Origin of the sequence: Paenibacillus silviterrae (assembly GCF_030167925.1) — a bacterium.
In the GTDB taxonomy this organism is placed as follows: Bacteria; Bacillota; Bacilli; order Paenibacillales; family NBRC-103111; genus Paenibacillus_G; species Paenibacillus_G silviterrae.
Window position 1 is genome coordinate 2,283,611 of sequence record NZ_JASKUT010000001.1, and the last position, 26,206, is coordinate 2,309,816.

Annotated in this window: 31 protein-coding genes and 2 tRNA genes; 11 read left to right on the forward strand and 22 right to left on the reverse strand. The window is 55.6% G+C overall.

Annotation, left to right across the window (positions count from 1 at the left end; all coding sequences use genetic code 11):
• Positions 1 to 48: 48 nt before the first annotated feature.
• Positions 49 to 1,770, reverse strand: coding sequence for an arginine--tRNA ligase (argS, locus tag QMO62_RS10170; protein ID WP_284644911.1), 1,722 nt, complete (start codon positions 1,768 to 1,770; stop codon positions 49 to 51).
• 267 nt (positions 1,771 to 2,037) lie between these two features.
• Between argS and QMO62_RS10175 the strand changes: the two genes are divergently transcribed.
• Entirely contained in the window at positions 2,038 to 2,478 is a 441-nt protein-coding gene (locus tag QMO62_RS10175) for an Hsp20/alpha crystallin family protein (protein ID WP_284640836.1), read from the forward strand.
• Positions 2,479 to 2,520: 42 nt separating this feature from the next.
• On the opposite strand, the gene QMO62_RS10180 is transcribed toward QMO62_RS10175, so the two are convergent.
• The 3 genes from QMO62_RS10180 to QMO62_RS10190 all read right to left on the reverse strand — a co-directional run bounded on the left by QMO62_RS10180 (position 2,521) and on the right by QMO62_RS10190 (position 3,304).
• Positions 2,521 to 3,006, reverse strand: a complete 486-nt coding sequence (locus QMO62_RS10180; protein ID WP_284640837.1) for a GNAT family N-acetyltransferase — start codon at positions 3,004 to 3,006, stop codon at positions 2,521 to 2,523.
• Positions 3,007 to 3,090: 84 nt separating this feature from the next.
• A tRNA-Leu gene (locus tag QMO62_RS10185) sits at positions 3,091 to 3,174 on the reverse strand.
• 46 nt (positions 3,175 to 3,220) lie between these two features.
• Positions 3,221 to 3,304 (reverse strand) — tRNA-Leu (locus QMO62_RS10190).
• Positions 3,305 to 3,633: 329 nt separating this feature from the next.
• On the opposite strand from QMO62_RS10190, the gene QMO62_RS10195 reads away from it, so the two are divergent.
• On the forward strand, positions 3,634 to 3,861 hold the full coding sequence (locus QMO62_RS10195) for a hypothetical protein (RefSeq protein WP_284640839.1): 228 nt from the start codon (positions 3,634 to 3,636) through the stop codon (positions 3,859 to 3,861).
• A 32-nt stretch (positions 3,862 to 3,893) separates the two neighbouring features.
• On the opposite strand, the gene QMO62_RS10200 is transcribed toward QMO62_RS10195, so the two are convergent.
• The 3 genes from QMO62_RS10200 to QMO62_RS10210 all read right to left on the reverse strand — a co-directional run bounded on the left by QMO62_RS10200 (position 3,894) and on the right by QMO62_RS10210 (position 4,887).
• The gene (locus QMO62_RS10200) at positions 3,894 to 4,277 is read right to left on the reverse strand and encodes a hypothetical protein (protein WP_284640840.1); all 384 of its coding nucleotides are present in this window, start codon (positions 4,275 to 4,277) and stop codon (positions 3,894 to 3,896) included.
• A 108-nt stretch (positions 4,278 to 4,385) separates the two neighbouring features.
• Positions 4,386 to 4,604: a hypothetical protein gene (locus QMO62_RS10205; RefSeq protein ID WP_284640842.1), complete on the reverse strand. Its 219-nt coding sequence runs from the start codon at positions 4,602 to 4,604 to the stop codon at positions 4,386 to 4,388.
• Between the two features lie 55 nt (positions 4,605 to 4,659).
• On the reverse strand, positions 4,660 to 4,887 hold the full coding sequence (locus QMO62_RS10210) for a hypothetical protein (RefSeq protein WP_284640844.1): 228 nt from the start codon (positions 4,885 to 4,887) through the stop codon (positions 4,660 to 4,662).
• A 111-nt stretch (positions 4,888 to 4,998) separates the two neighbouring features.
• Here QMO62_RS10210 and QMO62_RS10215 point away from each other — a divergent pair, with 111 nt between their 5' ends.
• On the forward strand, positions 4,999 to 5,364 hold the full coding sequence (locus tag QMO62_RS10215) for a hypothetical protein (RefSeq protein ID WP_284640845.1): 366 nt from the start codon (positions 4,999 to 5,001) through the stop codon (positions 5,362 to 5,364).
• A 68-nt stretch (positions 5,365 to 5,432) separates the two neighbouring features.
• On the opposite strand, the gene QMO62_RS10220 is transcribed toward QMO62_RS10215, so the two are convergent.
• On the reverse strand, positions 5,433 to 5,756 hold the full coding sequence (locus QMO62_RS10220) for a hypothetical protein (protein WP_284640847.1): 324 nt from the start codon (positions 5,754 to 5,756) through the stop codon (positions 5,433 to 5,435).
• A gap of 150 nt (positions 5,757 to 5,906) precedes the next feature.
• Complete coding sequence (locus QMO62_RS10225; RefSeq protein WP_284640849.1) at positions 5,907 to 6,476, reverse strand: xanthine phosphoribosyltransferase; 570 nt, start codon at positions 6,474 to 6,476, stop codon at positions 5,907 to 5,909.
• A 301-nt stretch (positions 6,477 to 6,777) separates the two neighbouring features.
• On the opposite strand from QMO62_RS10225, the gene QMO62_RS10230 reads away from it, so the two are divergent.
• Positions 6,778 to 7,473, forward strand: coding sequence for a DUF4309 domain-containing protein (locus tag QMO62_RS10230; protein WP_284640851.1), 696 nt, complete (start codon positions 6,778 to 6,780; stop codon positions 7,471 to 7,473).
• A 48-nt stretch (positions 7,474 to 7,521) separates the two neighbouring features.
• Here QMO62_RS10230 and QMO62_RS10235 read toward each other — a convergent pair whose 3' ends face one another.
• Positions 7,522 to 8,136 (reverse strand): DedA family protein, encoded by a 615-nt coding sequence (locus QMO62_RS10235; RefSeq protein WP_284640853.1) that lies wholly within the window; start codon positions 8,134 to 8,136, stop codon positions 7,522 to 7,524.
• 167 nt (positions 8,137 to 8,303) lie between these two features.
• Between QMO62_RS10235 and QMO62_RS10240 the strand changes: the two genes are divergently transcribed.
• Positions 8,304 to 9,350 (forward strand): YkvI family membrane protein, encoded by a 1,047-nt coding sequence (locus QMO62_RS10240; protein WP_284640855.1) that lies wholly within the window; start codon positions 8,304 to 8,306, stop codon positions 9,348 to 9,350.
• Here the strand turns inward: QMO62_RS10240 and QMO62_RS10245 are convergent.
• Positions 9,276 to 9,713 (reverse strand): hypothetical protein, encoded by a 438-nt coding sequence (locus tag QMO62_RS10245; protein WP_284640857.1) that lies wholly within the window; start codon positions 9,711 to 9,713, stop codon positions 9,276 to 9,278. The genes QMO62_RS10240 and QMO62_RS10245 overlap by 75 nt on opposite strands.
• 27 nt (positions 9,714 to 9,740) lie before the next feature.
• The gene (locus QMO62_RS10250) at positions 9,741 to 9,989 is read right to left on the reverse strand and encodes a hypothetical protein (RefSeq protein WP_284640859.1); all 249 of its coding nucleotides are present in this window, start codon (positions 9,987 to 9,989) and stop codon (positions 9,741 to 9,743) included.
• Positions 9,990 to 10,076: 87 nt separating this feature from the next.
• Here QMO62_RS10250 and QMO62_RS10255 point away from each other — a divergent pair, with 87 nt between their 5' ends.
• Positions 10,077 to 10,838 carry a glucose 1-dehydrogenase gene (locus QMO62_RS10255; RefSeq protein WP_284640860.1) on the forward strand — a complete coding sequence of 254 codons (762 nt, stop codon included), beginning with the start codon at positions 10,077 to 10,079 and terminating at the stop codon, positions 10,836 to 10,838.
• 21 nt (positions 10,839 to 10,859) lie between these two features.
• Positions 10,860 to 11,786 carry an EamA family transporter gene (locus tag QMO62_RS10260; protein WP_284640862.1) on the forward strand — a complete coding sequence of 309 codons (927 nt, stop codon included), beginning with the start codon at positions 10,860 to 10,862 and terminating at the stop codon, positions 11,784 to 11,786.
• Positions 11,787 to 12,149: 363 nt separating this feature from the next.
• On the opposite strand, the gene QMO62_RS10265 is transcribed toward QMO62_RS10260, so the two are convergent.
• Genes QMO62_RS10265 through QMO62_RS10275 form a run of 3 tightly spaced genes read right to left on the reverse strand, consistent with a single transcriptional unit; the run spans position 12,150 to position 17,763 of the window.
• The gene (locus QMO62_RS10265; protein WP_284640864.1) at positions 12,150 to 15,281 is read right to left on the reverse strand and encodes an AAA family ATPase; all 3,132 of its coding nucleotides are present in this window, start codon (positions 15,279 to 15,281) and stop codon (positions 12,150 to 12,152) included.
• Between the two features lie 55 nt (positions 15,282 to 15,336).
• Complete coding sequence (locus QMO62_RS10270) at positions 15,337 to 16,614, reverse strand: metallophosphoesterase family protein (protein ID WP_284640866.1); 1,278 nt, start codon at positions 16,612 to 16,614, stop codon at positions 15,337 to 15,339.
• A gap of 18 nt (positions 16,615 to 16,632) precedes the next feature.
• Positions 16,633 to 17,763 (reverse strand): glycosyltransferase family 4 protein, encoded by a 1,131-nt coding sequence (locus QMO62_RS10275; protein ID WP_284640868.1) that lies wholly within the window; start codon positions 17,761 to 17,763, stop codon positions 16,633 to 16,635.
• 164 nt (positions 17,764 to 17,927) lie between these two features.
• On the opposite strand from QMO62_RS10275, the gene QMO62_RS10280 reads away from it, so the two are divergent.
• Positions 17,928 to 19,082: a GGDEF domain-containing protein gene (locus QMO62_RS10280; RefSeq protein ID WP_284640870.1), complete on the forward strand. Its 1,155-nt coding sequence runs from the start codon at positions 17,928 to 17,930 to the stop codon at positions 19,080 to 19,082.
• Positions 19,083 to 19,170: 88 nt separating this feature from the next.
• Here QMO62_RS10280 and QMO62_RS10285 read toward each other — a convergent pair whose 3' ends face one another.
• Entirely contained in the window at positions 19,171 to 19,380 is a 210-nt protein-coding gene (locus tag QMO62_RS10285; protein WP_284640871.1) for a helix-turn-helix domain-containing protein, read from the reverse strand.
• A gap of 195 nt (positions 19,381 to 19,575) precedes the next feature.
• Between QMO62_RS10285 and QMO62_RS10290 the strand changes: the two genes are divergently transcribed.
• Positions 19,576 to 19,971: a helix-turn-helix domain-containing protein gene (locus QMO62_RS10290; RefSeq protein WP_284640873.1), complete on the forward strand. Its 396-nt coding sequence runs from the start codon at positions 19,576 to 19,578 to the stop codon at positions 19,969 to 19,971.
• Positions 19,972 to 20,008: 37 nt separating this feature from the next.
• On the opposite strand, the gene QMO62_RS10295 is transcribed toward QMO62_RS10290, so the two are convergent.
• Together QMO62_RS10295 and queD are read right to left on the reverse strand one after the other, a co-directional pair.
• On the reverse strand, positions 20,009 to 20,698 hold the full coding sequence (locus tag QMO62_RS10295) for a 7-carboxy-7-deazaguanine synthase QueE (protein ID WP_284640874.1): 690 nt from the start codon (positions 20,696 to 20,698) through the stop codon (positions 20,009 to 20,011).
• 2 nt (positions 20,699 to 20,700) lie between these two features.
• A complete protein-coding gene (gene queD / locus QMO62_RS10300; protein ID WP_284644912.1) occupies positions 20,701 to 21,171 on the reverse strand; it encodes a 6-carboxytetrahydropterin synthase QueD in 471 nt (156 codons plus the stop codon).
• A gap of 129 nt (positions 21,172 to 21,300) precedes the next feature.
• Between queD and QMO62_RS10305 the strand changes: the two genes are divergently transcribed.
• On the forward strand, positions 21,301 to 22,695 hold the full coding sequence (locus QMO62_RS10305; RefSeq protein WP_284640876.1) for an RsmF rRNA methyltransferase first C-terminal domain-containing protein: 1,395 nt from the start codon (positions 21,301 to 21,303) through the stop codon (positions 22,693 to 22,695).
• Between the two features lie 306 nt (positions 22,696 to 23,001).
• Here the strand turns inward: QMO62_RS10305 and QMO62_RS10310 are convergent, their stop codons facing one another.
• Together QMO62_RS10310 and QMO62_RS10315 are read right to left on the reverse strand one after the other, a co-directional pair.
• Positions 23,002 to 23,139: a hypothetical protein gene (locus QMO62_RS10310; RefSeq protein ID WP_284640878.1), complete on the reverse strand. Its 138-nt coding sequence runs from the start codon at positions 23,137 to 23,139 to the stop codon at positions 23,002 to 23,004.
• A 26-nt stretch (positions 23,140 to 23,165) separates the two neighbouring features.
• A complete protein-coding gene (locus tag QMO62_RS10315; RefSeq protein WP_284640880.1) occupies positions 23,166 to 24,266 on the reverse strand; it encodes a hypothetical protein in 1,101 nt (366 codons plus the stop codon).
• 197 nt (positions 24,267 to 24,463) lie between these two features.
• Here QMO62_RS10315 and QMO62_RS10320 point away from each other — a divergent pair, with 197 nt between their 5' ends.
• On the forward strand, positions 24,464 to 24,562 hold the full coding sequence (locus tag QMO62_RS10320; RefSeq protein WP_284640882.1) for a YjcZ family sporulation protein: 99 nt from the start codon (positions 24,464 to 24,466) through the stop codon (positions 24,560 to 24,562).
• A 62-nt stretch (positions 24,563 to 24,624) separates the two neighbouring features.
• On the opposite strand, the gene QMO62_RS10325 is transcribed toward QMO62_RS10320, so the two are convergent.
• Both QMO62_RS10325 and QMO62_RS10330 read right to left on the reverse strand, forming a co-directional pair.
• On the reverse strand, positions 24,625 to 25,419 hold the full coding sequence (locus QMO62_RS10325; protein WP_284640883.1) for a Cof-type HAD-IIB family hydrolase: 795 nt from the start codon (positions 25,417 to 25,419) through the stop codon (positions 24,625 to 24,627).
• A gap of 36 nt (positions 25,420 to 25,455) precedes the next feature.
• Positions 25,456 to 26,205, reverse strand: a complete 750-nt coding sequence (locus QMO62_RS10330) for a pseudouridine synthase (protein ID WP_284640885.1) — start codon at positions 26,203 to 26,205, stop codon at positions 25,456 to 25,458.
• Position 26,206 lies beyond the last annotated feature (1 nt).

A 26,206-nucleotide genomic window follows, 5' to 3' on the forward strand; every position in this document is an offset into this window, starting at 1 on the left:
CCTGCTTCCGCCGCTGAGCGGCAGATAAGCAGGTATGGCTGTGTATCATTAGACTTCTTCCGGTGCGTCCAGACCGATCAAGGCCAGACCGTTGCGCAGGGTGATTTGAACCGCCTTGACAATAGCCAAGCGTGCCGCGCGCAGTGAAGCATCCTCCACCTTAAGAATCGGACACTCATGATAAAAATGATTAAAACGCTGCGCCAGATCGACCAAGTATCGGCTGACGATCGACGGCTCCAGCTTATGCATCGCCTGCTCTACCCGCTCTTTAAACAGGTACAGCTCCTTGAGCACAGCCTGAGCCTCAGGGTTGTGAAGATGCTCCGTATGCAGCTGATCCGCAGCCAGATCGAATGCATCCGAGACGTCATCATTCGATTTGCGCAGCACACGGCTTGCTCTCGCATGGGTATACTGGACATAAGGCCCTGTCTCGCCCTCGAAATTCAAGGCTTCCTCCCAGGAGAATACGATATCCTTGATCCGGTTGTTGCTCAGATCGTTGAAGATGATCGCCCCGACGCCGACCTTGCGGGCCACTTCATCCTTGTTCGGCATGGACGGATTTTTCTGCTCGATGATTTCGCGGGTCTTCTCAATCGCTTTGCCGAGCAGTTCCTCCAGGTGAATGACGTTCCCTTTACGCGTGGACAGCTTCGCGCCCTCCAGACTCACCTTGCCGAACGGCACATGCTGAAGCTGCGAAGCCCATTCGTAGCCCATCAGCTCGATGACCTTGAACCATTGCTTGAAGTGCAGGCTTTGACCTGCATCCGTTACATAGACGCACTTTTCGAAATCGTATTCTTTCTTGCGGAACAAAGCGGCAGCGATATCGCGGGTATGGTACAGCGTGCTGCCGTCCTTCTTGAAGATCAGCACAGGAGGCATATCGAATGCATCCAAACGAACGATCGTCGCTCCTTCATCCTCTTCAAGCAGCTTCTTCTCCGTCAGCTCTTCAATGACCGCAGGCACCTTGTCTACATAGAAGCTTTCTCCACGATAGGAATCAAACTTCACACCCAGCAGGTCGTACATCTTCTCGAATTCCTTCAAGCTGATGTCCACGAACCAGCGCCACAGCTCCTGCGCCTCTTGATCGCCCTGCTCCAGCTTCACGAACCAGGCTCTGGCTTCGTCCTCCAGCTCCGGCCGCGCATCCGCCTCATCGTGAAACTTCACGTAAATGCGCTGCAGCTCCGAAATTCCTTCGGCCTCGACCGCCGCTTTATCTCCGAACATCTTGTAAGCGACGATCAGCTTGCCGAATTGGGTTCCCCAATCTCCGAGGTGATTCACGCCGACCGAGTTATAGCCCAGAAACTCAAAAATTTTATATAACGCATTACCGATCACCGTAGAACGCAAATGTCCGATGTGAAATGTCTTCGCGATGTTCGGCGAGGAGAAGTCGATTACAACGTTCCGTCCTTGTCCGATATTTTGCGAGCCGTACCGCTCCCGCTTCTCCAGCACCTCCTTCAGCACCTCCGCTGCGAACCAGCTGCGGTCCAGGAAGATGTTGAAGTAGCCGGCGACGGCTTGCGCTTCGCCAAATGCAGGATGCGCTTGGAAGCTCGACTTAAGCTCCTCGGCAATGACCTGCGGCGACTTGCGAAGCTGCTTGCTCAGCTTGAAGCAAGGAAGAGAAAGATCCCCCATTTGAGGGTTAGGCGGGTATTCGATCAGATCGGCCAGCTCCGCTACGCTCAAGCTCGGGACTTGAGCCGCCAGCTGGTCGGCAAGCAATTGTTTTACATCCATCATAAGGTTCCCCTTTCATCCGATACCGGTAAAGAACTCGGCTGCAGTCTAGGTAAAAAAGCACCCCATCAGGGGTGCCCCGTAAGCTTCCGTTGCCAGTTCTAGCATAACTTACATTATAACGTTACGTGAAAAACGAGTCAAGGCGATAGCCTGACTCCTTCTGACGGAACAGCCAAACTTTGCATGGATAATTCCCTTCCGTTTGCGACATATCTAACCTGTAACAGCCTTACCTATTACTCATCTTGAACAGGAGGAACTACGATGCCTTTACTTCCATTCGAACCGTTCCGTCAAGTAGAGCAATGGCGCCGAGACCTGGACCGGATGCTCGGAGGAGGCTTTCCGTCGACCTTCGGCTTCCAGCAGGAATTCGGTGCCCCTAGAATGGACGTGTATCAGACCGATAATGAGGTGGTCGCGCATTGCGAAATCGCCGGTCTGGAACGCAAGGAGGACGTAGACATCCAGATGGAGCGCGGCATGCTTACCATCTCCGGCCAGATCAGCCGCTCAAACGAGATCAAGGAAGAGCAGATGCACCGTACCGAACGATACACAGGCCGCTTCCACCGCTCGGTCAGCCTGCCGGTCGAAGTACAGACGGAAGGCGCAACCGCCTCGTACCGCAACGGGATCCTCGAAATCCGGATGCCGAAGGCTAAGCCGACGAATCGCCAGCGGATCGATGTCGATTTTCACTAAGCCAGAGAAGAGCCTGAGGCGGCCGCCTCAGGCTCTTCTTATTCAAAGCATCTTCTGCATCAATACTACATCCAGCAAGCGGTCGAATTTGAAGCCCACTTGGCGCATGGTACCCACCAGATCGAAGCCAAAGGCACGGTGCAAATGGATGCTGGTATCATTGCCCTCCACGATGCGGGATAAGACGGTATGCAGCCCGCCGGCTTTACCGGCCTCCAGCACCGCGCCCAGCAGCGCTCGTCCGGTGCCCTTCCCCCGTTGGCCCTCCATGATGTATAGCGACAGCTCCGCCGTTCTCGCATAGGCCAATCGGTCCGAATATTGGTTTAACGAAGCCCAGCCGATCACAGCTCCCTCCTGCTCGGCGACAAGCACAGGATACATCGCACCATGCTTGCCGAACCACTCCAGCTGCTGCTCCAGCGTTCTGGGTACGGTATCGAAAGTGGCTACGGTATGCAATACGGCTTCATTATAAATATCCAGGATCGCCGGGACGTCCTCTAAGCTTGCCATTCGAATTCTCATGATCTATCCGGTCTTCCTCTCGTATGAAATGAAAAAACCACTTGATATCTAATGATAGCAAGTGGTTGATCGTTGCAAATCGGATGCGGTCGAGAGGACTCGAACCTCCACGGCTGTTACACCACTAGAACCTGAATCTAGCGCGTCTGCCAATTCCGCCACGACCGCGTATGTGCGCCATGCAAGGTATTCGCTGAAATAAGTAAGAAAGGAATGCGGTCAAGAGGACTCGAACCTCCACGGTATTGCTACCACTAGAACCTGAATCTAGCGCGTCTGCCAATTCCGCCATGACCGCATATTCTCATTTACACCTGCGACCCTTTCAAGGGGACAAGAAGTATAATATCACCGTTTCCGATCGAAGTCAAACCCTTTTTCACAATAAATATGGCTAGTGCAGCCAGCTCCACACACCCCAAACAATCAAAGCCCAGAATGGGATGGTAAACAAGATGCCGTATACCGTTCCCTTCAAAGCGGAACCTTCCCTTACCATAAGGTCGGCCTCCTCTCTCTAATGAGACAAAGTATGGAATACAGCATATGCGGAAGGAGCTTATCCTATGCCAAAGTTGTTCTTGCCAGGCGAATGGAAGCATATCGTAGAACGAAGGGGGAATTCGGATGGCTGTCGTTCAACTAGCCGGCGGGGTACTGCTGGCCTTGCTTCTATGGAATCTGTGCAAGCTAACCTTAAGGACGCTCTTCGGGATCGTCGGGCTGACCATCGTGATCTGCTTGGTCTTTCCGGGACTGCTCTTGATCGTCGGCGGACTTGCCTTTATCGGCATCGGTATGCTGGCTACGCTCGGTCTGCTGGTGCTTCTTTCCGCTTTGCTTCAGGGCCGCTAACGAAAAAAAGGTCCCGCAGGACCCCCAAACTACTAGCCTACCATAATCAAGCGATCTTTCGATGGGCTTGTCCGGGCAAGGAACTCATCCCAATCCAGCCTCTGCCAGCCCTCGGCTTTCCGAAGATAGGCCACATTCCTCACGACCACAACGTCACTTGCGAACAAGTCAACCCCCATATATTGCAGCGCAATGTCCGCGTGAAATCGTGACCATGTGTGGATATCCGCCCACAATGCCTCCAGCACTTCATGAGCTGAGCAGCCTGTCCGCTGCAGCCTTTTGGAGGTGTGCGCCAAGTGAAATCTTGCCGGGTCCGTAACCGGCTCTCCCGAATACACTCCCCAGTGGTCCCTGCGATAATTATTCAGCTGATAAATATGTACTTCCACTTCGTCATACCTCGCCGTCATCATGACTCACACTCCCGGTTTCTGTGTTTAATCACAGCTTACAACCGAAATGTCAACGAGGTTCAGCCCCTATGTTAATTGTATGTAAAAGCTTCGGCGGCAGCGTTAAAATCAGCCCTCGTGCAACGCTCGCAGTCCCTGCTGGGCTGCCGAAGTTAACGACGAGACGTCCGGCTCTGCCTGCACTTGAAACAGATGCGTCCCCGTTCCGGGACGAGCCGGATTCAGCATAATGACCTGTCCTTCATATGCCCCGTCAGCTGTGGCCTGCACCCTCAGCACATAATGATCGCTCAGCTCAATAAAGTCATTCGGCAATCCATAGCTCACAGCCATTCCTCCCAAACCATCAACTACGAAGTAGGATGTCCCAGGGAATATCGATTCATTCTCCCTGTGGCGTCCACAGCTCCGCTCTCGGCTCGGCAAAAGGCTGCACGTAATAGGAGCGATTCAGCTTCAGCACCCGGCGATTGGGCCTTCGGATCAGCATGGATTGATCATCCCAGGCGACGACATAGCCCTTCACATCATTGGCCAGATCGGCATCCCTTATCACACGAACCAGCGTACCTGCCACACGAAATGCATCCAGCTGTTCATCGGTCAACATCGATAGGTCTCCTCCTTTGGATAAACTTGTTTATAGCGCCTATGTTAAGAATACACCAAATTCGGGACACAATAAAACCGAATGGACTACAGGACTGGGAGTGAGCCCCGAATGGATAAGAAAACCTACTATATTGCCGTAGGAAGCGGAGAAATTCTAGAGCCGGAAGACATGATCGGCAATTACGAATTTGAAATCGAAGCTACCGAGGAGGAGATCGACCAGCTGCAGGAATTGTTCGAGGAGGCATCTGAAGCGCAGCAAGCTACGGCCTTCCGCTCCCACATCCCCTACAGGGAATATCATCGGGACAAGGAGAACGACATCTACGACTTCAATCTGACGGCTATCTATCGGAAGCTCCACGAGCTGGGAACTCCGGAGACGCGCAAGCATATTGAAAGCATGAATGTGCTCGGCGGTACAGCCTTTGGCAAAGATTTCGATGAGAGTGGAAGCAATGAACGCTGGGTATAGGCAAAAAGAAAAACCTGTAGTCTTCGCCTATCGGCGACAGTCTACAGGTTTCATTATATAAGTGCGGTTTACCCGACGTGCTCGCGAGAGTCATTCGTTTCGAACCAGTAATCCAGTACCTTGCTGGACATCACACGACGGTTAATGTACTCGATCTGCTGCGTAGAGAACTGATCCTCCCACGCAATGTCCAGCTCTTTGCAAAGCTTGACAACGGTTAACAGCTCCGACCATGCAACGTAGCGCTTATACCAAAAAAATTGGGGATGCTCAATCATATAGGGATACAGGTCATCAAACTCTGTATGCTTACAATCAAGGGCACGTTCGAAATGAACTTTGGCCTCCATTAATTTGGTCGTAAAAAAATCCGCCGGTATCTCTTTCCCCATCGTAATGCCCTCCTCCATGATCGCCGAGTAATGAAATTATTGCTTACCCCGGTTGCTTGAGTACAATTATATAGGAAAAACAGCAGGGTGGGAAGGCTTTGCATTCGGAAATAAGCAATGCAAATGTTGCTAGGCCCCCATGGGTGCCAATTATTCAAAGCTGATTTTGCCGCCTTCCAGCGAGGCGATTTTAGCGAGCGATTCCACCCTTACGCCGGATTCCCGGATGGTCCGTCCGCCGGCTTGGAATGATTTTTCCACTGCAATGCCTACCCCTACCAGGGCAGCTCCGGATCGGCGAATGATGCGGATTAATCCGCGCGCGGCATCGCCGTTGGCAATAAAATCGTCGATGAGCAGCACGCGGTCCGTCTCATTCAGGAATTCCTTCGCAACCATAATATCAGTAACAAAGCCCTTCGTGAACGAAGGTACTCGTTCGCAGTACGTTTCGGTGTCCGTATTCAGCGTCTTCTTCCGGCGTGCGAAAACCAAGGGAACGCCCAGCTCCTGAGCAGCTGCGAACGCAATCGGAATACCCGACGATTCAATCGTCAAAATTTTCGTCACCCGCTCCTCCCGAAACAGTCTGGCGAATTCCTTGCCCATCGCTGTCGTAAGCACCGGATCCACCGCATGATTCAGGATCGCATCCAGCTTGATCACTTCGCTTGAAACCACGACGCCAACCTCTTGAATTTTTTTCTTCAACAAATCCATCTATCCAGCCTCCATCTGCAAACCTTTGTCGTAAACTTATCATAACGGCAAAGCGTGTTTCAAGTGTTGTCTATTTTTTCTTTCAAAAAATGAAACTTTCTTGAAAAAAAACCGTCTATTCTATATAGAAACAATGAAACATGGTCTGGCGGCGCGAACGAAGCATCTTGAAAATGAAAATGCCGCATTTTCACGGTATTTGGCTGGATTTGCCCCTATTTGCCCTTTGTGAAGTGCTACCTGACGGAGTATGATGGATAAGGTTAACCCAGCGAAAGTTGAAACGGAAAGGAAGATCGGGATGACCATACACAAAGCCTGGATCGGTTTGACATCCGTATTATGGATGAGCTCCACTCTCTTGACGGGGTGTATGGAGAAGCAGCCCGTTCTTTCGGTAGAGAAGCCGCCGCAAGCGGTAACGGAGCCTGCACTGCCGACTCCGACACCGAGTGCAAGTACGCTGCCCGTAACGAAGGAGCCGGAAGCAACAGCCGAGCAGCCTCATGATAAAGTAACGCTGGCGAGCACCGAAACGCCGCCCAAGACGGAGCAAGGCGTAACCGGAGAAGCCTCCAAACCAAGCAAACCGAAAATCGACATCAGCGAGCCTTATACCCAAGCGAAGCCTACCCTGCTCGGCCTTACTTTGAAAACCTCCTCCGCCACCGTGGAAGAGAAATTCGGCAAGCCGAAGGAGCAGTTCGTCATGGATGAAGAGGCCGACCCGATAACCGTATATGATTACAAGGACTTCCTGATCGGCTTCTCTACGGAGAAGAAGGTCGAGTTTATCGATGTAAGAAGCAAAGAGCTTGATCCCGGACTCGGGGGACTGCGGCTCGGCGGGACGGTAAGCGAGGTACAGGAAGCGCTTGGCAAGCCGCATTCAACCACCGGACTCGTCATTACTTACAAAGCCTCGGGTGCAATTCTTAAGCTGGACCTGGACCCCAAAACGCAGACCGTCAATTCCATTAAACTGTTTGCCGAATAGTAAAAAGCCTTGGTTCCCCTCTAAGTGGGCCGCCAAGGCTTTGTTTTTTTACAGTTTAAAGTAGGTCCGTTTTTTGTGTCTACGCCACAGCAGATAGCCGATAATACCGATAACCAGAAGAATAATAGGAATACTAACGCCCATATATTGATGAATGACGTCAAGCACGATCGGTGCATTAATTCCGATAAAATGGCCCAAGGACAAAAAGGTAAGCACCCATACGAACGCTCCGCTGCCGGCAAACAAAAGATAACGCCAAAGCTTCACGTTGCTTACGCCCGCCAAGTAACAGGTGAAATGACGAAAGCCCGGCACGTAATACCCGAAGGCTACAGCCCACAGTCCGTATTTCTGAAACCATCCCTCTGCGATGAGCAGCCGCTGCGGAGTAAGCTTCACCCATTTGCCAAACCGGTACAGAAACGGCTTGCCGACCCGCTTGCCCAGCGTATAGCTGACCAGCATGCCGGTCATCGTTCCTGCGTAGCACACTAGAAATGAAGTGCTGTAAGATAACAAGGGATCCTCACCCGTCGTTAAAGAGCCGACCGTTGTCATCAATATTTCGTCGGGAACGGGAATGCCGACAATTCCAAGCGCCAAAAGGCAATATAAGGCAATATAACCATAATGCTCGATAAGCTGCAGAAGGTAATCCACTTGACACACTCCAGTTGAAATATGCGCCTATCCCCCCGCAGGAAAGACAAGCCCTCCTCATTGTAACAGAAACCTGACATTTTCCCAAGCAATATGTCATGACGGTTGTCCGAATCTCATACGCTGATAGTATACAAGCTGTGCGAAGGGAGCCGTACGACGATTCTATGAAAAAATGGGGCAGCATCCTGCAGGTCAGCTTCACCTATATCGGCACGATTGTTGGAGCAGGCTTCGCTACGGGTCAGGAGATTTTACAGTTTTTTACAAGGTATGGCTGGATGGCCTCATTGACCATCGCCATCGTCACCTTCCTCTTTATTTGGCTCGGTACGAAGGTTATGCAGCTGTCGGCCGAGCTTGGCGCCACCTCCTATGAGGACATGAACCGCCTGCTCTTCGGGGAAAGGCTGGGCGTCTGGGTCAGCCATTTCATGCTGATCGTACTGTTCGGGGTCAGCACGGTCATGCTGGCCGGAGCCGGCTCCGTTTTTTCCGAGCAGCTGCAGATGTCCTACCAATTCGGTCTAGTATTTACCTTAGTGCTTACGTACCTGCTTCTGATGAAGGGCATGGATGGGATCATGGCGATCAATACGATCGTAGTGCCCGTGATGATTGTGCTCACAGCCGTTTTGGTCGGCTTAACGATGGACACGCCCGGCGCGGACAACTGGCTGCATCTCGAAAGCGACTACCCGCTTCTGCGGATCTGGTTCGCTCCGCTGCTGTATTCCGCTTTTAACCTTTCGATGGCACAGGCTGTCCTGGTTCCGCTGGGAGCTAAGATGAAAGACCGCTCCATCATCCTTTGGGGAGGCATATGGGGAGGCCTCAGCATCGGTCTGATGCTCTTCGCCGGACATTTTATTTTGTCCTCTCACATGCCGGGCATCGCGTCCTACCAAATTCCGCTCGGGGAAGTCGTGCTCCGTCTGGGATCGAGCTTGCAGCTGTTATTCGTTTTCGTCATCTACAGCGAAATCTTCACGACGTTTCTGGCGGATGTATACGGGCTGTCCCTGCAGATTGAACAGCGGACCAAGCTGTCAAGCAGCACCTCGATACTGCTGATTCTGCTTCTTAGCTACATGGTGAGCCAGATCGGCTTCAAGTCGCTGCTCTCCACCTTATACCCGCTATTCGGCATGTTCAGTATGGGCTGGCTGGTGATGCTCATCTGGTACAGGCGCCGGACGGTTACCCCGAGCTAGCGACATCGTCATTGCCAAACGGAGAACGATCATCAGCATCCCTAGGAAGCTGAAAATAACCCCGCACAGTAAATACGGGATGTGATATGGCGGAAAGCTGGCTGCATCCTGCAGTGCCTGCAGCAGGTTCATACCCAGCAGCAGTGTGCCTAATAGAAAGAGAGTCAAGACGGCGTAATCGAAAACCGTCCACTGAAGAAACATGTGGGCTTGCTTGGGCAAGGGGGAGTCAGCGGACTCTCCTTTTGCTTGTTGTGCTTCCGGCTTCACCGGAGCTTTATGCAGGAGCCAGGCCGTCCATACGGCAATCCCGGTCACGAGCAAACCGAGCAGAGCGCCGACGATGGCAAGCGCAGTAGGCATATTCAGGTCACCTCTAGAATAAAAATATCAGGTTAAACGGGCAAGGATCCATACCATCCATTGGAACATTAAAAACATGAGTACCGGTAAAACGTACCATGCATATTTCAACACGCTGCCGTTCAGAAACGGCGCCGGGCGAAACATCCAGGAAATTCGTCTCCAGCCGGGGTCGGCATGAGGTACTGCCGGTTCGTTATCCGTATGGGAAGAGATCTTGGAGCGCTTCCAGCCGTCCCGGTACGTAAAGGTGCGCTTAGGGTCATGCTCAGCCAAACCGGTCCCTCCTCGGTCACTTGTATTCACCTTATAGTATTCGATATACTCTATGAAAAGCAATGGGTTGCGGGAGGGAAACTAGAGATGCAAAAAGTAGCGGCGATTACCGGAGGCGCACAGGGGATCGGCAAGGCGGTTGCGCTCAAAATGGCGCAGGCGGGCTATGCCGTGTCCTTAGCCGATACCGATGAGGAAGCCGGACGCGAATGCGTTGAACAAATTCGGCGCTCGGGCGGTGAAGCGATGTTCGTTAGAACGGATGTCGGCAGCGAGTCGGAGGCGCATCAATGGCTGGATGCGACCCTCCATGATTGGGGACGGATCGATGTTCTGGTCAACAATGCCGGTATCAGCCGAAACGGTCCGATGCTGGAGCTGTCCTTGGCGGACTGGGACCGGGTGCTTGGCGTAAACCTTCGCGGAACCTTCGTCTGCTCTCAGAAGGCTGCAGCCGCCATGAAGACACAGTGCTCCGGCGTTATCATCAACATCGCTTCCACCCGAGCCTTGATGTCGGAGGCGAATACGGAAGCCTACTCCGCCTCCAAGGGCGGGATCCTGGCACTGACCCACGCCATGGCGGTAAGTCTTGGCCCTTATGGCATTCGCGTGAACGCCATCAGCCCGGGCTGGATTGAGACAAGAGACTGGCAGAAAGCCTCAAAGGCCGAGGTTCCTGTCCATTCGGAGCGGGACCGTCAGCAGCATCCTGCAGGCCGGGTCGGCCGTCCCGACGATATCGCCGGGGCTTGTCTGTATTTATGCGGAGAACATGCGGGCTTTATTACAGGTCAAAATCTCGTCATCGACGGCGGCATGACCGTAAAAATGATCTACGAAGAGTAATATACGGGAGGTACTTACAACATGTGGTTTGTCTTCGCTGCCGCCTCCGCCCTGAGCTTCGGGCTTCGCGGTATCTTGTACCAATGGACGTCCAAACGGCCGATTGACCGGAATGTCATGCTGCTTGGTGTGTATGTCTCCGGGATGCTGATCGCTCTGGCGGCCGGGATGGTTGTAAGGCAGCCTTGGACGGTAGAAGCTTGGCTGGGTGTACTGATGGGGCTCTTCTCCTATGTAGCCAACGCTTCCATGTACAAGGGCTTTGCAGTGGCCAAGGCTTCGCTGATCGCGATTTTTACGGCACTCCCTCCTGTCGTTGTGGTTGTGCTGGCTTACTTGTTCTGGGGGGAAACGCTCAATTCGGTGCAGTTGTCCACCTTCCTGCTGATCGTGGCGGGAATCATTATGCTGAGGTACTCTAATGACTTGTCGCTTCGCAACCTGAAGGGAGCGCAATGGGGCCTGCTTACAATGCTGTTCTTCGCTCTGACGGACCTGACTTCCAAGCAAGCGACGCTGGCGGGTGCCTCTACGTTTCCCGTGCTCGTAACGATGTACGCCACGGGCTCGCTGCTGTTCGGTCTTTCCTGGTGGCTGGACCGCAGCCGCAAGGCGCGGATCGAGCTTGCGGCAGGAGCCTCCGAGGTGGCCGCAGCTTCTGCTGCCGAGAGTGAAAGCGTCAAGACGACAATCCCGGTCATGTGGCCTTCCCGCAAGTCGTTCCTGTGGGGAATGCTCGTGGGGATTACCAACATCTGCGGGATGATGTTCGCCTTGCCGGCCTTTCGTCTCGGTATCACCGGTCTCGTATCGGCCGTTCTTGCGATGAACGTGGTGATGGTGCTGCTGTACGCCCGGCTCGTGTTGAAGGAGAAATTCACCCGCCTGGAGGTGGCGGGCCTCAGCTGCGCGATTCTGGGTATGGTGCTGCTTAGGCTTGCGGCCTGATATGTATGGTACTCTTGCGTGCGGACGGATTGCGCCAGCTTGGACTGGCGATTGAGCGCCATTTCTGCAAATAGGCAGCTTCTCTCCATTATTCCAAACGAAATAAGCTCGATTTGTGCGATTGTGCAGCAAGTAAAGGCAGGTTCCCGGGTGTTTCGCCGCCAACGGGCTGACAAAGCTGCTCTATAGCACAATTCCAGGGCCACGGGATTCGAAGCGGCAAGCTTTGCTGCCGATTCGCACAAATCTCTGCATTGTAGCAGCTTTGCACCCTCTAGGGAAAGCAACAAAAACAGGCCTGCCGAAGGAAGAAGGAGCGGAAGCTTCTTTTTTCAACGTCAGGCCTGTTTCCTATATAAATATTCACAGCTCGATGACCGTCTCCCTAGGGAAGAAGCGCACAAACCGGTCACGCACATGCTCATGGCAGGTGAAGAGCAATAGTTGGTGCCGTTCCGCCAGCTCTTGCAATAAACGGAGACTGTGCTCCAAACGTTCCTCGTCGAAATTGACGAAAATATCGTCCATCACCAGCGGCAGCTTAAGCCCGCTGGCGGCATACTCGTCCGCCAGTGCCAGACGAATGCACAGGTACATCTGCTCCGCCGTTCCCCGGCTGAGCCGGGCGGTTTCCACCAAGGCTCCTCCCGCCCTTTCGGCCAGCACCGTCTGCTCTCCTATCGGCGCCACAATTCTCGTGAACCGTCCGCCCGTCATACGTTCGAAATACTCCGACGCCCTCTGCATGACCGAGGGCTGCTTGTCCTGCTCATACAGCCGCTTTGCCTTCGAGATCAGCGCGGCACTCATGGCGTGGACCGCGTAGCGCTTTACTTGCTCCATCAGCTCCGACCTTCGTTCCTCCACCCGCTGCAGCTTGTCGGCATGATCGGCACCGTCCTCCAGCCGCTCCATCTCGTATTTCCTGCGGCCTCGCAGCTCCCTTAGCTCCTCCAGTCGCTGCGACAGGCGCGATGTCTCTTCGGCAGCCTCGCCGCCTCGGCGCTGAAGCTCGGCTTCATCGGAGACGGCCATCTCCTCCTCGAGCCGGCTCAGCTGCTCGTCCGTGAACCATGCCCGGATCGCCAGCAGCGTCTGACGGCGCTCGGCCTGCAGCTGCTCCCGCTGCTTCGCTTGCCGCTCCGCATGGCGCAGCGCCTCCTCGCCGTCCGCGCCGGCCTCGGCGAACAGCTCCGCGAGCCGCGCGGCGACGCGGGCCTGCTGCGCCTCCAGCAGCGCGAGCTGCTCCAGCGCGGCGGCCCGCTCCAGCGCCGCCTCCTCGCTGCGCCGCCGCAGCTCCAGCTGGCGCTGCCCGGCCTGCCGGCGCTCCCGCAGCGCCACGCCGGGCTGCCGCGCAGCGTCCGCGCCGAGCAGCGCCGACACGGCCGCCTCGAAGCGCGCGGCCTGCTCGCGCAGCGCGGCCACCCGCGCCCGCTGGCGGCGCTGCCGCTGCAGCTGCTGCTGCGCCTGCTCCGCCAGCTGCAGCAGCTCCGGCGCCGCTTCGGCGCTGGCCGCCGCAGGCAGCCGCAGCCCGCGCAGCCACGCGGCGCGGCGCTCCGCCAGCGCGGCACCGGCGCGGGCGTGCCGCTCGCGGCGCACGGCCAGCTGCGCCTGCTGCGCGCGCAGCTCGGCGAGCCGCTCGGCGGCGGCGCGGCGGCCGGCGTGCAGCGCGCCGGCGGCGAGCAGCTGCGCCTCGAGCGCGTCGAGCCACGGCTCGATGCGCTCGGGCGGCAGCGGCCAGCCGGCGCTGTCCCGCGGCTCGCGCTGCCCGCGCGGCGCCCAGGCGGCGCCGAAGGGGGCGCTTGCCGCTTCCGCAGCGGCAGCCTGCTCGCCGGGCACGCCGCTGCGCTGCAGCTGGGCGAGCTCCCGCTGCAGCTGCGCCTCAAGCGGCTGCAGCCGAGCGCGCAGCTCTGCAAGCCGCGGCAGACCGCCGGCGCGGTGACGGCGGCGCGTCAGCAGGAGGCTGCCGCCGAGCAGCAGCACCAGCAGCGCAGCGGCAAGCCCCGGCTGGCCAACGAAGGCGACCGCCGCAGGCACAGCCATCGCCAGGACATACACCACGGCTCGCGTCGAGCCGGACAAGCCTGCTTCACTGCCCTCGGCCTCCTCGGCGTAACGCAGCTCCAGCTGTGCCTCCTTCCATTGATGATACCGTCTTCTCACCGAACGGATCTGGTGAAGCAGCTGCTCCCAATCCGCCGCCTCGTCCGAATCCGAACCGGAAGCGTCACCGCGCAGCTCCAGCTCATCCTGAAGACTCTCCTGATCGCGCTGCAGCTGCCGTTCCTCCTGCTGCCAGGCGCGCTGAGCCTCGCGCAGCTCCAGAGCCTGCTCCCTCAGCAGCACGAAGGAATCCAAGGAGGCGGCATCCGCCTCCTGCCATTCGGGACTAACGAGCCGAAGCAAGCGCTCCAGCTCCTGCTCGCCGACCCTGAGCTCCGCTTCCGCCTCGGCCAGCTGCCGTTTCGTCTCCTCATAGACCGGCCGCTCCTCCAGCAGCGCTTCCAGCCTCGGCAGCTCTGCAAGCATCGTCTCATCCCGCTCCGTTTCAAGCTCCTCCATAAGGCGAGCCTTCTCGGCGGCTACCCGCTGCAGCTTATCCTGCTCGGCCGTCAACTGTGCCAGCTCGCCCTGGAGCGACTCCATCCGGCGCACGGCATCCTCGGGCAGCTCCGTTACGGCCTTCAGCCCGGCGAGCTCTTCCTCCGCATCGCGCAGCCGCAGCCATAGCGGCCTTGCCTTCAGGCATTTCTTCAGCCATTCCAGCTCATGCTGCTTTAAGCCAAGCTCCGCTTCACTTCGGACAATCTGCTCCTCCAGCTGCGACGCAGCCTCTCGAAGCCTATCGTATTGCTCCGATAAGCTCATACTCTGGCGTAGCTCCCTTTGCGCCTGCTCCAGCCCTTCCAGGGAGCGGTTCATCGCCGGCATCCGGCCCCGGGGCTTATACAGCTGCTCCAGCTCGGAGGCCAGCTTCTTCTCCGCTTGGCGAATGGAAGAGCTGCCCACACCAAGCCCCGCACTGTACAAATAAGCGCTCACTTCATCGCTATGCAGCGTACGGAGCTCCTGCAGCTCCGTCAGGCCGAAGGCGAACAAGCTGCGATACAGCTCCGCGCTCATGCCCCGGACCAGCTCCGCCAGCTCCCGTTCGCCCCCGATCCGTCCGTCCTCATAGATGACGCGAACCGTCCCTGACGCCGAACCCTTGCCGCGACCGCTGCCGGACGCCCCGTCCCAGCGTTCGACCCGGATGCGCTGCCCCTCCTCGTCAACCAGCGCAAGCGCACCGCCGTGCATACCGCCGAATGAGGGGGTATAACGGGTGGCAGAGCCTCTGGCCGGGAAGCCGAACAGCATCGCGCGGATAAAACCGGTCAGCGTACTCTTGCCCGCCTCATTACGGCCATAGATCAGCGTGACCTGAGAATCCGTCCGAAGCTCCCGCTCCCGGAGAGCGCCGAAGCCCTGAATTTCCATGCGTTCGATTTTCATGCTATGCTCCTCCGTTCCTTACCGCAGTGCATCGAATCGTCCACCGGCACTATGCTCATCCGGTACCCCCCGGGCCGTCCGCCTGCAGCAGCACTACGGCCAGCTCCTCCGCTTCCTGCAGCCACACCGACAGCTCCTCCGGGTTTACCGAAGCCAGCAAAGACCGAAGCGTCTGCTGCGTCAACAGCGGCTCGAGCGCCTCCTGCGCGAAGCCGGCGAGGCCGTCCGGGTCCTTGTGCAGCTCCTCCGCAAGCCGCAGCATATCCCCGAGGAAGCCCGGTTCACCCCGCAAGCGCTCCTGATCTACCGGACTTTGCGTCCGGTCCTCCACCGATACGATCCACATATCGCTTTGCAGCTGAAGACAGCGCCCCCTGAGATAGGCCGTCAGCTCTCCAAGGGCACCGCCGCGTCGAAGCATTTCCTTGACCGGTCCGCGGCCTTCAAGTACTAGGCGAACCAAGACAGCCCGCTCACCGGCTTCCTCCCGAAGCCCCTCCAGACTTATCTCCAGCAGATCCTTTACATCCTGCTCCGTTGCCGCTGCTCCGGCATCGATCACACTTTCCAGCCAGCGAACGTCATCCAGCGCCTCAAACCTCAGTCTCGTCTCCCCTGCACGGTCCACTTCCACGAGATAACAGCCGCGCGCTCCCGTCTCGCGGATATGTCTGCCTTGGGGATTGCCCGGATATACGATCCAAGGCCGTTCCTGAAGCACCGCTCGAGTATGTATGTGCCCCAGGGCCCAATAGTCCAGCCCGCTGGCTGCCAGCTCCGAGCGCCGGCAAGGCGCATAATTGTCATGCGCGGCATCCCCGTCCACGTTGGTATGAAGAAGCCCGATATGGTATAAGCCGTCCTCATAGCGGCGAAAGCCCAGGGACAGATTCTCCGTCACGGCAGCCTGTCCGAAGGAAATGCCCGAAATGCGGGATACCTCTTCCCCCGCACGGTTCCGCAGCACAACACTTTCCACTTGCTCACAGCCGAAAACCTTGACCGTAGACGGCCAATCCAGCCTTGCGGCATGTCCCTCCAGCAGCGGATCGTGATTTCCGTGAATCAAAAAGGCGGGTATCCCATGCCCCGCCAGCGTCTGCATTGCCTGTTGAAATTGAAATTGCGCCTTCAGCGAGCGGTCCTTCAGGTCGTATACATCGCCGCTGATGAGCACGGCATCCGCCTGCTCCCGTACGGCCAACGCGACCAAACGCTCGAGAGCGAGGAAGGTCGAAGCCTTCACCCGCTCCCTGAGCTTATCCGGCAGCCCCGTCAAGCCCCGGAACGGGCTGTCGAGATGCAGATCCGCCGCATGTATGAATCGAAGCATGCTCATCCCTCGCCCAACCTATGATTTCTTACGGTACGTACGGTACACATTGCGCAGCTGCTGAACGACCGTCGTCATAGAATAAGACTTCAGCGCCCGGTCCAGTGCGACTCTAGCCATATTATATCTGTAGATCGGGTCGCCGATCACCTTCTCCAGGGCGGTCGCCAGCGCCTGGACATCGTCTACCGGCACCAGCAAACCGTTAGTTCCGTGCTCGATCTGCTCGGCGATCCCGCCCACATCGGTCCCGACCACCGCAAGACCGCACAGCGACGCTTCGGCGAAAACCGATCCGAAGGCTTCCGCCCGAGACGGAAGCACGAATACGTCGAAAAACGGCATAAAGTCTTCCGGATGCAGCATGTATCCGTAGAAAATCGTATCCTCATAAATGCCGAGCTCCTGCGCAAGCTCCTCCAGGTTCGGCCGCATCGGTCCGTCGCCGATCAGGTGCAGCACGAACGTGTGACCGCGCCGTTTCAGCTCGGAGCAAGCCTTAAGCAGAATGTCCAGGCCCTTCGCCGGGACCAGACGGCATACCGTAATCAGCTGCGGCACCTGATTCTCATGGTGCACAGGGCGGAAGCGTTTCTCGTCAAAGCCGTTCGGAATGACCCCGATCCGCTCCGGCTCCTGTACATAATCCGACAAATATTGTTTAAAGGAGTTGGAGACCGTAAACAGCTGATCCAGCCGGTCCTCCAGCTCCCGATAAATGGAGGTAAGGAACAAATGCTCCGGACCGCCCTCTTGAATTTTCCCGTTCAGCATGAGCTCCCGTTCATAGCTCGAGTGAATCGTCATGAGCACCGGCGTATCCGGGAACAGCTGCTTCATGACCAGCGCAGCGATCGGATGATGGGCATGGATGAGATCGTACCGCTTCTTGATCCGCATCTTCGTCCACCATACGTAATCCTTATAGGTTTGAATATATTTATCTACTATCGGATGACCCGCATAAATCGTCCAATCGAATGTGGCGAAGGCGACCTCCTCCGTCCCCTTGCCGCGGATTCGCTTCGGAAGCGAGAACAGCTCCATCTCCCAGCCTCGTTTATTAAATCGATCCAGCATAAAAGGAACCATGGATGAAACTCCGCCCGGCTGCTCCGGCGGAAAAAATAGTGCCTGAAGTATTTGCATGTTACCCTCCCGGATGTTTTGCGGACAAAAAAATGACAACTGCCGCCACTCTATCATCCTATCAGTTTCACTGTATTCCGACAAGATCAGACTTCACCAAACGAATATATGTTTGCTATAATGATAGAGTAACAAACCCCGAGGACGGAGGCTTTTTCCATTTGATGACGCTTACTGATGTTACTCTCAGTACTATAATATTCGGTCCGCTCGGAGCGGTGATGATCCGCTGCATGATGATCTCCATTTTGCTGATGAGCCTGCTGGTCTCGTTTCGGCTGCTTATGTCCCGCAGGAAAATCGGCTACTTCTCCATCGCGCTGGCGCTCGGCCTCGTCCTGATCCAATACGGGCAGCTGCTCGGGCAAGCCTTCAGCACGGAGTCCGGCGAAACCGGCATCTACATAGAGCTGCTATTGAAGCTGCTGTCCTTCGTCATGATCAATATCGGCATCTATCAGCTGTATAACGTTACGCGCAAACGGGATTTCATCATTTTCGGGCTGTTTCTCTCCGCCACGATTGCCATTTCAATGACGTACTGGTATGTACCCGTGTGGCTTGAGGGCAGCGGAGCGCAGCTGAGCCTGATCCGGACGCTCGGTCCGGAGCTGTATTTGTTTCTGCTCATCTTCCTCAGCTTCATGCTGGTCAACCCGCGCATCGGCCAGAACGGGAAATTTCAGATGATGCTGACGATTTATTTTGCCGCTCATATGATTCATGTCGCGAATGTATATTTGTTCGGAGGCACGCAGGCCGGGCTTATGCTGCTCGAGCTTGTGGTGCCGGTTTTCTTCTACATCGTGCTGTTCCTGTTCATTGTGGAAAGGGTCATCGAAATCATGCAGGCCATCTACAATTCGTCGATTACCGACGGGTTGACCAAGCTGTATAACCGCAAATACTTCTATAAACGGGTCAGCCAATATGTTCTTCAGAAAATACCGGTATCCGTCCTGTTCAGCGATATCGACAACTTCAAGAAGCTCAATGACACAAAGGGGCACGCCATGGGCGATCAGGTGTTGAAGCAGGTAGCCCAGATTATCCGTGAGGAAGCGGAGGATATCGGCGTTTGCGGAAGGTACGGCGGTGAGGAGATGGTTGTGCTTGTAACTGACGTTGAAGTGGACGCGGGAGAGCTTGCGGAGCGAATACGGGCACGAGTGGAGTCGGAAACGATCGTAACGGTGAGCATGGGACTAGCGGCTTACCATAAGGGTGTCTCGACGGAGCAGCTGATCAAGGAAGCCGATGAGGCCATGTATCAGGCCAAAACGACCGGCAAGAACAAGGTCATTTTATTTTCCGCGTAAAAGTAAAAAATGGGGATCGACAACGGCAAAGCGGACTTTCATGCAGCGGATGCGTATGAAAGTCCGTTTCTTTGTACCGTGACCCGCGTTATTCGATAAGAAACAGCTCATCAATCGGTTGCTCCAGCAGATCACTGATTTTCTTGGCGGTACCCGGGCCGACGGGCTTCACCGATCGCTCCAGCAAGCTGATATAAGCATAGCTTAGCCCTGTCTGTGCGGCCAAATCACGCTGTGTCATCCCCTTGGCGATGCGTGCCCGTATTATGGCGTTCGTTTTGGCCCTAATTTTCACCATCCCGCTCCCACCCCTCCCAACATCTACCATGATTATAGCAATCTCATTTTACTAGTGCAACCATTTTTGTTTACATTTGTATTTGACAATTCAATTGCGATTACGATAGTTTACTGCTATTATATTATCGTTATCCTAAATTTACCAAAGGCCTTGAACTTGGATGATACTATACTTCTATGACGGGTGGTACGGATGTACTTTTACGAGCAGCTTCGGGACCTGAGGAAGGAAAAGGGCTTTACGATCCGCGAGCTGGCGGACCGCTCCGGCGTTTCCGCAGCCTACATCTCCCAGCTGGAGAACGGCAATCGAGGCGTGCCCTCGCCCGAGGTATTGATGAAGCTTTCGGAAGGGCTGCATATCCCCTATACGGAGCTGATGAAAGCGGCGGGCTATCTGGAGACGGGCGCACCGGAGTCTAAGGAAGGCTATACGAAGCCGCGTGTGAATCTTAGGCGATTTTTGCAGGAAAATGATTTGAGCTTTGACGGGATGGATTTATCCGAGGAAGATAAAGAGTGGATCGAACGGATGCTGACGGCACTGTTCTGGCGGGAGAAGCAAAAAGGAAAAAAGCCTGATTCCTGAAAGGGGAACCCCTTCGGTGATCAGGCTTTCGCTTTACTTAGACCCCTCTAGCCGCCGGGTCCCAGATGATCTTATGCAGCTGCATATTCAGCTTCACATGGGTCAAGCTGTGCTCCAGCATGAGCCTCACCAGCTTCTCCGGCGGCATCGTTTCCCATACGGGACTAAAGAGCGGCAGCGCCTTGGTCGGATGCTTTTCCAGCAGCTCCTTGGCGGTGAAGAAATCGCGCTCGCTGCCGATGACGAATTTCAGCTCGTCCTGCGGCCGCAGCAAGGGCAGATTGGAGAGTAGCATCTGCTCCATCTCTCCTGAATCCGGAAGCTTAAAGTCCATAATGTATCGAACGATGGGATGTTGAATTTTCTCGAGGAAGGGCGCCAGATCGACCGCGCCGTTCGTCTCGATGTGAAGGTCGGTCAGCTTCCCCGTCGCAACGAGCGCCTCGATTAAAGCGGCCGAACGATCTCCGTACAGGAGCGGCTCTCCGCCGGTCAGGCACACATGCGTGGACCGGTACTTCCTTACTTCCTCTACGATCTCCCCGATCGTCAGCACCATCTCCGCTTCCCCGGGCGGGTAGCTGTATTTGGTATCGCACCAGGTGCAGCGAAGATTACAGCCGAACAAACGGACGAAAATGGTCGGGAAGCCGGCCCGCGTGCCTTCTCCTTCCACCGTCTCGAAAATCTCTACCATCGGCAGCTTAATGCTGAGTGGATTCACCATGCTTATCCCTCTCCCATCATGGATGCCGTTACGGCTGCGTAGCTCGTCGGAGTCTCCCACAGCCGTACCTCCTCCAGACGTATGGCGGGAAACAACCCCTCGTCCTTCAAGGCCTCATCCAGCTGCTCGTACATCCAAACCACCATATTCTCGGCGGTGGTATTCATCGGCGGCAGTACCTCGTTCAAATATCGATGGTCCAGCCGGTCGATGACCCGCTCTTTGGCAATCCTCTTGATATCGGCAAAATCGATGGTGATGCCCCGCTCATCCACCTTGCCTCTCATCACAACCTGCAGCTTGTACGTATGTCCGTGCAGGCTTTGGCACTTCCCTTCGTAGCAATGAAGATGATGCGCGCTGTCGAAGGTAAATTCCTTGGATACCAGCACATCGCGGTCGTGGTATCTCAGCTGGTTTTTCTGTATATCAACGCCTAAGGCTTGCACCTTCCTAGGAATTTCATAGCTCATTGTCATTCACCTCTCCCCCAAAAAACACACACCATTATAGCACGGCGCTCTCGCTTCTCACAATAACATCTATTGAGTATAATATCATTTATAACATGAGATGAGGAAGGTAAAGGAGTCGGACAAGTCTTGCACAGTACGAATGAGGTTACGCAGATTACGCTGCCGCAGGCATATCAGGAACAAATGAGAAGGCTTCTCGGCGGGGAGTCGGACGCGTTTCTGGCGACATATGGGCATCCCAGAACGCAAGGGCTTCGGCTAAACCCGTTAAAGTCTGCTGAAGCGGCGGTGGAGCTAATGAAGGAACGGTTCGGTCTCGAACCGGTGCCCTGGTGCGAGAACGGCTTTTATTACGAGGAGGAGAGCCGACCCGGCAAGCACCCTTACCATGCCGGCGGGCTGTATTATATTCAAGAGCCGTCCGCCATGTCGGCGGTAGAGCTGCTGAGCCCTCAGCCCGGCGAGCTTGTGCTGGATCTGGCCGGCGCCCCCGGAGGCAAATCAACGCAGATCGGCGGCAAGCTTCGCGGCGAGGGGCTGTTAATCGCTAATGAGATCCATCCCGTCCGTGCAAAAAGCTTAGCGGAAAATATCGAACGGATGGGCATTGCGAATGCGGTTGTTGTGAATGCCGCCCCCGACCAGCTGGCTGAGCGCTTCCCTTCGTTCTTCGACCGGATCATGGTCGACGCGCCCTGCTCGGGGGAAGGCATGTTTCGCAAGGATCCGGAGGCGATACAAGAATGGTCGCCGGAGCATGTAGCGATGTGCGCCGAACGGCAGCTGGACATTTTACCTGCTGCAATCACCATGCTCAAGCCCGGCGGGAGGCTCGGCTACTCCACCTGTACGTTTAATGAGCAGGAGAACGAGCAGGTCATCGAGTCTCTCCTTAAGCAATTTCCGCAGCTGGTGCTGGAGCGGACCGAACGAATATGGCCTCATGTTCACCGGGGCGAGGGGCATTTCGTTGCCGTATTGCGGCTTGCGGGTGAACAAGCGGAAGTGATCCCTGCCGATGGAGGAAAGGAACGTCCTGCTCGGGGAAAACGAGGGGCTGCGCGGCCGGAGGAAGCGGCCATGAAGCTGTTTCAGGCTTTCGCGGAAGCCTGCTTACGTAAGGAATTCTCCCTTGCGACAGGCGAGCCGCTGCTGTTCGGCGATCAGCTGTACTGGCTGCCTGTGCCGGCCGGCAGCGGCTTCGGGGCTGCTTCTTTGAAGGGACTGAAGGTGCTGAGGCCCGGACTGCATTTGGCCGAGGTGAAGAAGGATCGCATTGAGCCTGCACATGCACTAGCGCTCAGTCTTCGTTCCGCCTCCAGCCTCGCCAAGCAGGTTCTGCCCTTGCGGGAAAGCTCTCCTGAGACGATGCAGTACCTGCGGGGAGAGCAGCTCGAGAGCGGTAAGCAGGGACAAGGCTGGATCATCGTCGCCGTCGACGATATACCTCTCGGCTGGGGAAAGCAGACAGGGACCCAGGTGAAGAATCATTATCCGAAGGGCTTGCGCCGAATGAGCTGATCCCGACAGGCCAGCTGTCAGCATGTCCGATCGTGGATTAGCGGATTTTGAAGGATTTATTTCGCTGAAAAACCTGAAGGGAAGGCTTAGACATAACGGTTTGTCAGGGCGTTATTTATAGCCAGTAAGTAGCAAAAACCGTAAAAGTTCACTCTGAGCTCACAATAAGTCCCCGAAAATCCGCTATGGAATTAGATTGGCCTGATTTTCTTGGATTAACGCCTTGAAAGTCCTTTATTGATTCATCACGGACAGAAGCAGCACATACAAAGAAACCGGCGCCCTTACGGGTACCGGTTTCTTTGTTTAGCGCTTCGACTTCTTGTTTTTCTGTTCCTTCTCGCTAAATTCAGCATTCTGTTGGGATGAGGCGTTTTTCACCAGATCTGCCGCCGTCATCGTCACATCGAGATTTTTCATGCCCTCTTGGGTTGCTTTGTCCATCGCGCCGACAGTCCCTTCTTAATGGATTAGTGAACCTGCTCGCTCTCGAACATCATTTCTTCAATCAGCCGGTTGCGGTGCATCATGCTCAGATTGATGGTATCGTAATCTTTTTCTTTGTCCAGCTCCTGCATCAGGATCGTGGCGATGTATTCACGGTCGTCTGTCGTTCCCGGATCGCGGAAATCGATAAAGCCGGTCAACTGCTTCTGGCTAATATCCACCGTTGCGGTGCCGATCGGCAGCCCGCCGCGGGATTGCTGGTATATTTCATACGTCAGCACATCGCCGTCGTCTCTGGCGAGCACAACGGAATAGTCCTCCGCATGGATTCCCGCCTGCAGTATGTCAACTTCCTCAAGATCATCCTCGACGAGTACAACCTCGTCGAGCGGCTCTAGCAGGAACAAAGCCTCTTCCTCCGCCTCATCCAGCAGCTCCTCGTGGGTCAGCTCAATGGTTTCCAGCACCTTGTCATCGTAAATCATATCCAGCACAAAGGTGTCGATCTCCTCCGAGTCGAAGTCATGGACAATGAGATCGGTAATCGTGTCGATATCCTCTTCTTCCGGCTCCAGCATCCAGTGAACGGCTCCCGTTACGTCCGAACCAAGAATGCGCACGAGTGCCTCCGCTACCCAATTCTGCTCTTGATCATATACATGATACTCGACGGCATTGCGGGATTCTCCTACGATGACGAGCTCATACTCCATGGAGTACTCATCGCGTGAAGCCGGAGGCTCGTCCTCATACCGGTTATCGTTATCGATCCAGTCATAGTCGTAATCCGCATCGTCGGGGGCCAGCAGCGTCTCCTCGTCGAGCATCTCGTCATGACGCTCCGCGGCGATCACGTGGTCGAAGGTGCTGTACGTCACCATCACTTCGCAATCTCGCGCCCCTAGAGCATGAAGGAGCGCCTGGACATGAAGGTGGACGAAGTCATACACTTGCTCCGTATCCTCTTCGGACAAGACCTCTTTCTCCAATTGGAGTGAGCCGGAGATGCGTCCTTGCTCCCGATACACGAGCGTCAATGTACCAACATACCGATTTTTGAATAGAACATCGCTTACTTCGCCGCCGGCTGTTTTCAAATCCGGTCTCAGCATCACATCTGTCATGCAGCGTCGCCTCCAATAGGGAGAGAATGGTTGGAATCCCTACTGCGTTAGGATATCCCTAACCGCCCAAAATCTATGCGTACACGGGCATTCGTCCAGACCGGGCAGAGGCAAATGACATAGGATATATCAGAACCGGTTAAGCAACGGGAAATGCCGGACCGGTGAATCTTACAGAATAAAGAGGAGGAATTACAATGAGTCATGTCGGCGGATTTTACACTTCTGTAGGTGCTATTCTTGTCCTGTACATCCTGCTCGTGATTATCCTGCGCTCCGGCGTATTCGGTGTTTAATGGAGGACGGCGAAAAGGCTTGAGCCCTTAGGGGTTCAAGCCTTTCTTGGCGTTTCGGCGGGCTATACGCAGAAATCCTGCAATATTCGGGATACCCCATCCTCATTATTGGACGGAGCGACAAGATCCGCCGCTTCCTTCACCGCATCGGGCGAATTGTCCATGGCTACCCCCAGCCCGGCAAATTCAATCATATCGATATCATTATAATAATTGCCCATGGCCAGAATAGCTTCCCTTCCGACCTGAAGCTGTTCCGCCAGCTTTTCTAATGCAGTCCCCTTGGAGACGCCCTCCAGCATGACATCGATAAAATGAATGCCGCTGCGGATCATGACTAAGCCCTCGGGAAGCCCCGATTCCAGCCACTGGCGCTCGACTTCATCCATCCGCTCCTCCGAGCCGAAGACGGTCAGCTTCACCATAGGCTGCCGAAGCTGAAGCACATCGGCCGTTACTACCGGCCGCACCATATATTTCTCGTACATGGCCGCTTCCTCTTCACCGGCACGTTCTACATAGAGATGCTCTGCGTCATTCACATCGAAATGCACTTCCTGCTCTCGGCAAAACCGGATCAAAGGCTCTACTTTACCGATAGGGAAGCTGAACTGGTGCAGCACCTGAAACCCCGGGGTTTGCACGGTCACAGCACCGTTATGCGTAATCAGCACTCCCTCCAGCCCCAGCTTGTTCATTATGGGGATGCTGTTCTCGGGACTGCGGCCGGTGCACAGTACAATCTGCGTACCCGCGCGATGAATCCGCTCGATGGACCTTATGGTCGCTTCCGTTACTTCATATTGATCATTCAACAGCGTTCCGTCGATGTCCAACGCTATGATGCGATACTTCACTTGTTACTCCCCCTCTCCCGTTGATTCGTCTTCCTGCTACGATTCTCCCCCGTGCGCTTGAAGCTTCCGGACTTCCTCCTCCGTGAGCTCCCTGCAGCTACCTGTCGGCAGCTCGGGGTCAAGCTCCAGCGGCCCCATAGAAAGCCGTTTGAGAAAAAGCACCTTTTTGCCTACGCTTTCGAACATCCGTTTCACCTGGTGAAACTTCCCTTCCATAATCGTCAGCTCGATCCGGGAAGGCACCGAACGAGCCGGATCCCCCGCTTCCAGAATGCGAAGCTCGGCGGGCATCGTCCGGTAGCCGTCTTCCAAGGTGACCCCCTCGCGGAAAGCCGCCTGATCCTCCTCCGTTACCTTCCCTTGCACGTCGGCGTAGTACGTTTTCGGAACATGCTTGCGGGGGGAAAGCAAATTGTGTGACAGCTTCCCGTCATTGGTCAGCAGGAGCAGTCCTTCCGTGTCCTTATCCAGGCGTCCCACGGGGAACAACTCAAAATGCGCATACTGCTCATCCAGCAGATCGATCACCGTCCGGTCCCGGTTATCCTCCGTAGCCGATACGACACCTTGCGGCTTGTTCAGCATCAGGTAGACGAACTCCCGGTACCTTACCGGCTCTCCGTCCACCGAGATGTGATCCTGCTCCGGGTTCACCTGCTGCCCGCTATCCTTCACCTTCTTGTCATTCACGGTCACCGCCCCACGCTTCACGAGGAGCTTGATTTCGCTTCGCGTCCCGAAGCCTGTATGGGCCAGCAGCTTGTCCAGCCGCATCGTTGTTTTCATG

Coding starts and splice junctions, on each gene's coding strand:
- QMO62_RS10295 (WP_284640874.1), bottom strand. CDS start 20,698: ATGGTGAATCCACTCAGCATTAAGCTGCCGATGGTAGAGATTTTCGAG.
- QMO62_RS10175 (WP_284640836.1), top strand. CDS start 2,038: ATGCCTTTACTTCCATTCGAACCGTTCCGTCAAGTAGAGCAATGGCGC.
- argS (WP_284644911.1), bottom strand. CDS start 1,770: ATGGATGTAAAACAATTGCTTGCCGACCAGCTGGCGGCTCAAGTCCCG.
- QMO62_RS10255 (WP_284640860.1), top strand. CDS start 10,077: ATGCAAAAAGTAGCGGCGATTACCGGAGGCGCACAGGGGATCGGCAAG.
- QMO62_RS10220 (WP_284640847.1), bottom strand. CDS start 5,756: ATGGGGAAAGAGATACCGGCGGATTTTTTTACGACCAAATTAATGGAG.
- QMO62_RS10210 (WP_284640844.1), bottom strand. CDS start 4,887: ATGTTGACCGATGAACAGCTGGATGCATTTCGTGTGGCAGGTACGCTG.
- QMO62_RS10290 (WP_284640873.1), top strand. CDS start 19,576: ATGTACTTTTACGAGCAGCTTCGGGACCTGAGGAAGGAAAAGGGCTTT.
- QMO62_RS10270 (WP_284640866.1), bottom strand. CDS start 16,614: ATGCTTCGATTCATACATGCGGCGGATCTGCATCTCGACAGCCCGTTC.
- QMO62_RS10195 (WP_284640839.1), top strand. CDS start 3,634: ATGGCTGTCGTTCAACTAGCCGGCGGGGTACTGCTGGCCTTGCTTCTA.
- QMO62_RS10230 (WP_284640851.1), top strand. CDS start 6,778: ATGACCATACACAAAGCCTGGATCGGTTTGACATCCGTATTATGGATG.
- QMO62_RS10315 (WP_284640880.1), bottom strand. CDS start 24,266: ATGACAGATGTGATGCTGAGACCGGATTTGAAAACAGCCGGCGGCGAA.
- QMO62_RS10280 (WP_284640870.1), top strand. CDS start 17,928: ATGACGCTTACTGATGTTACTCTCAGTACTATAATATTCGGTCCGCTC.
- QMO62_RS10285 (WP_284640871.1), bottom strand. CDS start 19,380: ATGGTGAAAATTAGGGCCAAAACGAACGCCATAATACGGGCACGCATC.
- QMO62_RS10330 (WP_284640885.1), bottom strand. CDS start 26,205: ATGAAAACAACGATGCGGCTGGACAAGCTGCTGGCCCATACAGGCTTC.
- QMO62_RS10310 (WP_284640878.1), bottom strand. CDS start 23,139: ATGGACAAAGCAACCCAAGAGGGCATGAAAAATCTCGATGTGACGATG.
- QMO62_RS10215 (WP_284640845.1), top strand. CDS start 4,999: ATGGATAAGAAAACCTACTATATTGCCGTAGGAAGCGGAGAAATTCTA.
- QMO62_RS10275 (WP_284640868.1), bottom strand. CDS start 17,763: ATGCAAATACTTCAGGCACTATTTTTTCCGCCGGAGCAGCCGGGCGGA.
- QMO62_RS10225 (WP_284640849.1), bottom strand. CDS start 6,476: ATGGATTTGTTGAAGAAAAAAATTCAAGAGGTTGGCGTCGTGGTTTCA.
- queD (WP_284644912.1), bottom strand. CDS start 21,171: ATGAGCTATGAAATTCCTAGGAAGGTGCAAGCCTTAGGCGTTGATATA.
- QMO62_RS10245 (WP_284640857.1), bottom strand. CDS start 9,713: ATGCCTACTGCGCTTGCCATCGTCGGCGCTCTGCTCGGTTTGCTCGTG.
- QMO62_RS10240 (WP_284640855.1), top strand. CDS start 8,304: ATGAAAAAATGGGGCAGCATCCTGCAGGTCAGCTTCACCTATATCGGC.
- QMO62_RS10180 (WP_284640837.1), bottom strand. CDS start 3,006: ATGAGAATTCGAATGGCAAGCTTAGAGGACGTCCCGGCGATCCTGGAT.
- QMO62_RS10260 (WP_284640862.1), top strand. CDS start 10,860: ATGTGGTTTGTCTTCGCTGCCGCCTCCGCCCTGAGCTTCGGGCTTCGC.
- QMO62_RS10320 (WP_284640882.1), top strand. CDS start 24,464: ATGAGTCATGTCGGCGGATTTTACACTTCTGTAGGTGCTATTCTTGTC.
- QMO62_RS10265 (WP_284640864.1), bottom strand. CDS start 15,281: ATGAAAATCGAACGCATGGAAATTCAGGGCTTCGGCGCTCTCCGGGAG.
- QMO62_RS10200 (WP_284640840.1), bottom strand. CDS start 4,277: ATGATGACGGCGAGGTATGACGAAGTGGAAGTACATATTTATCAGCTG.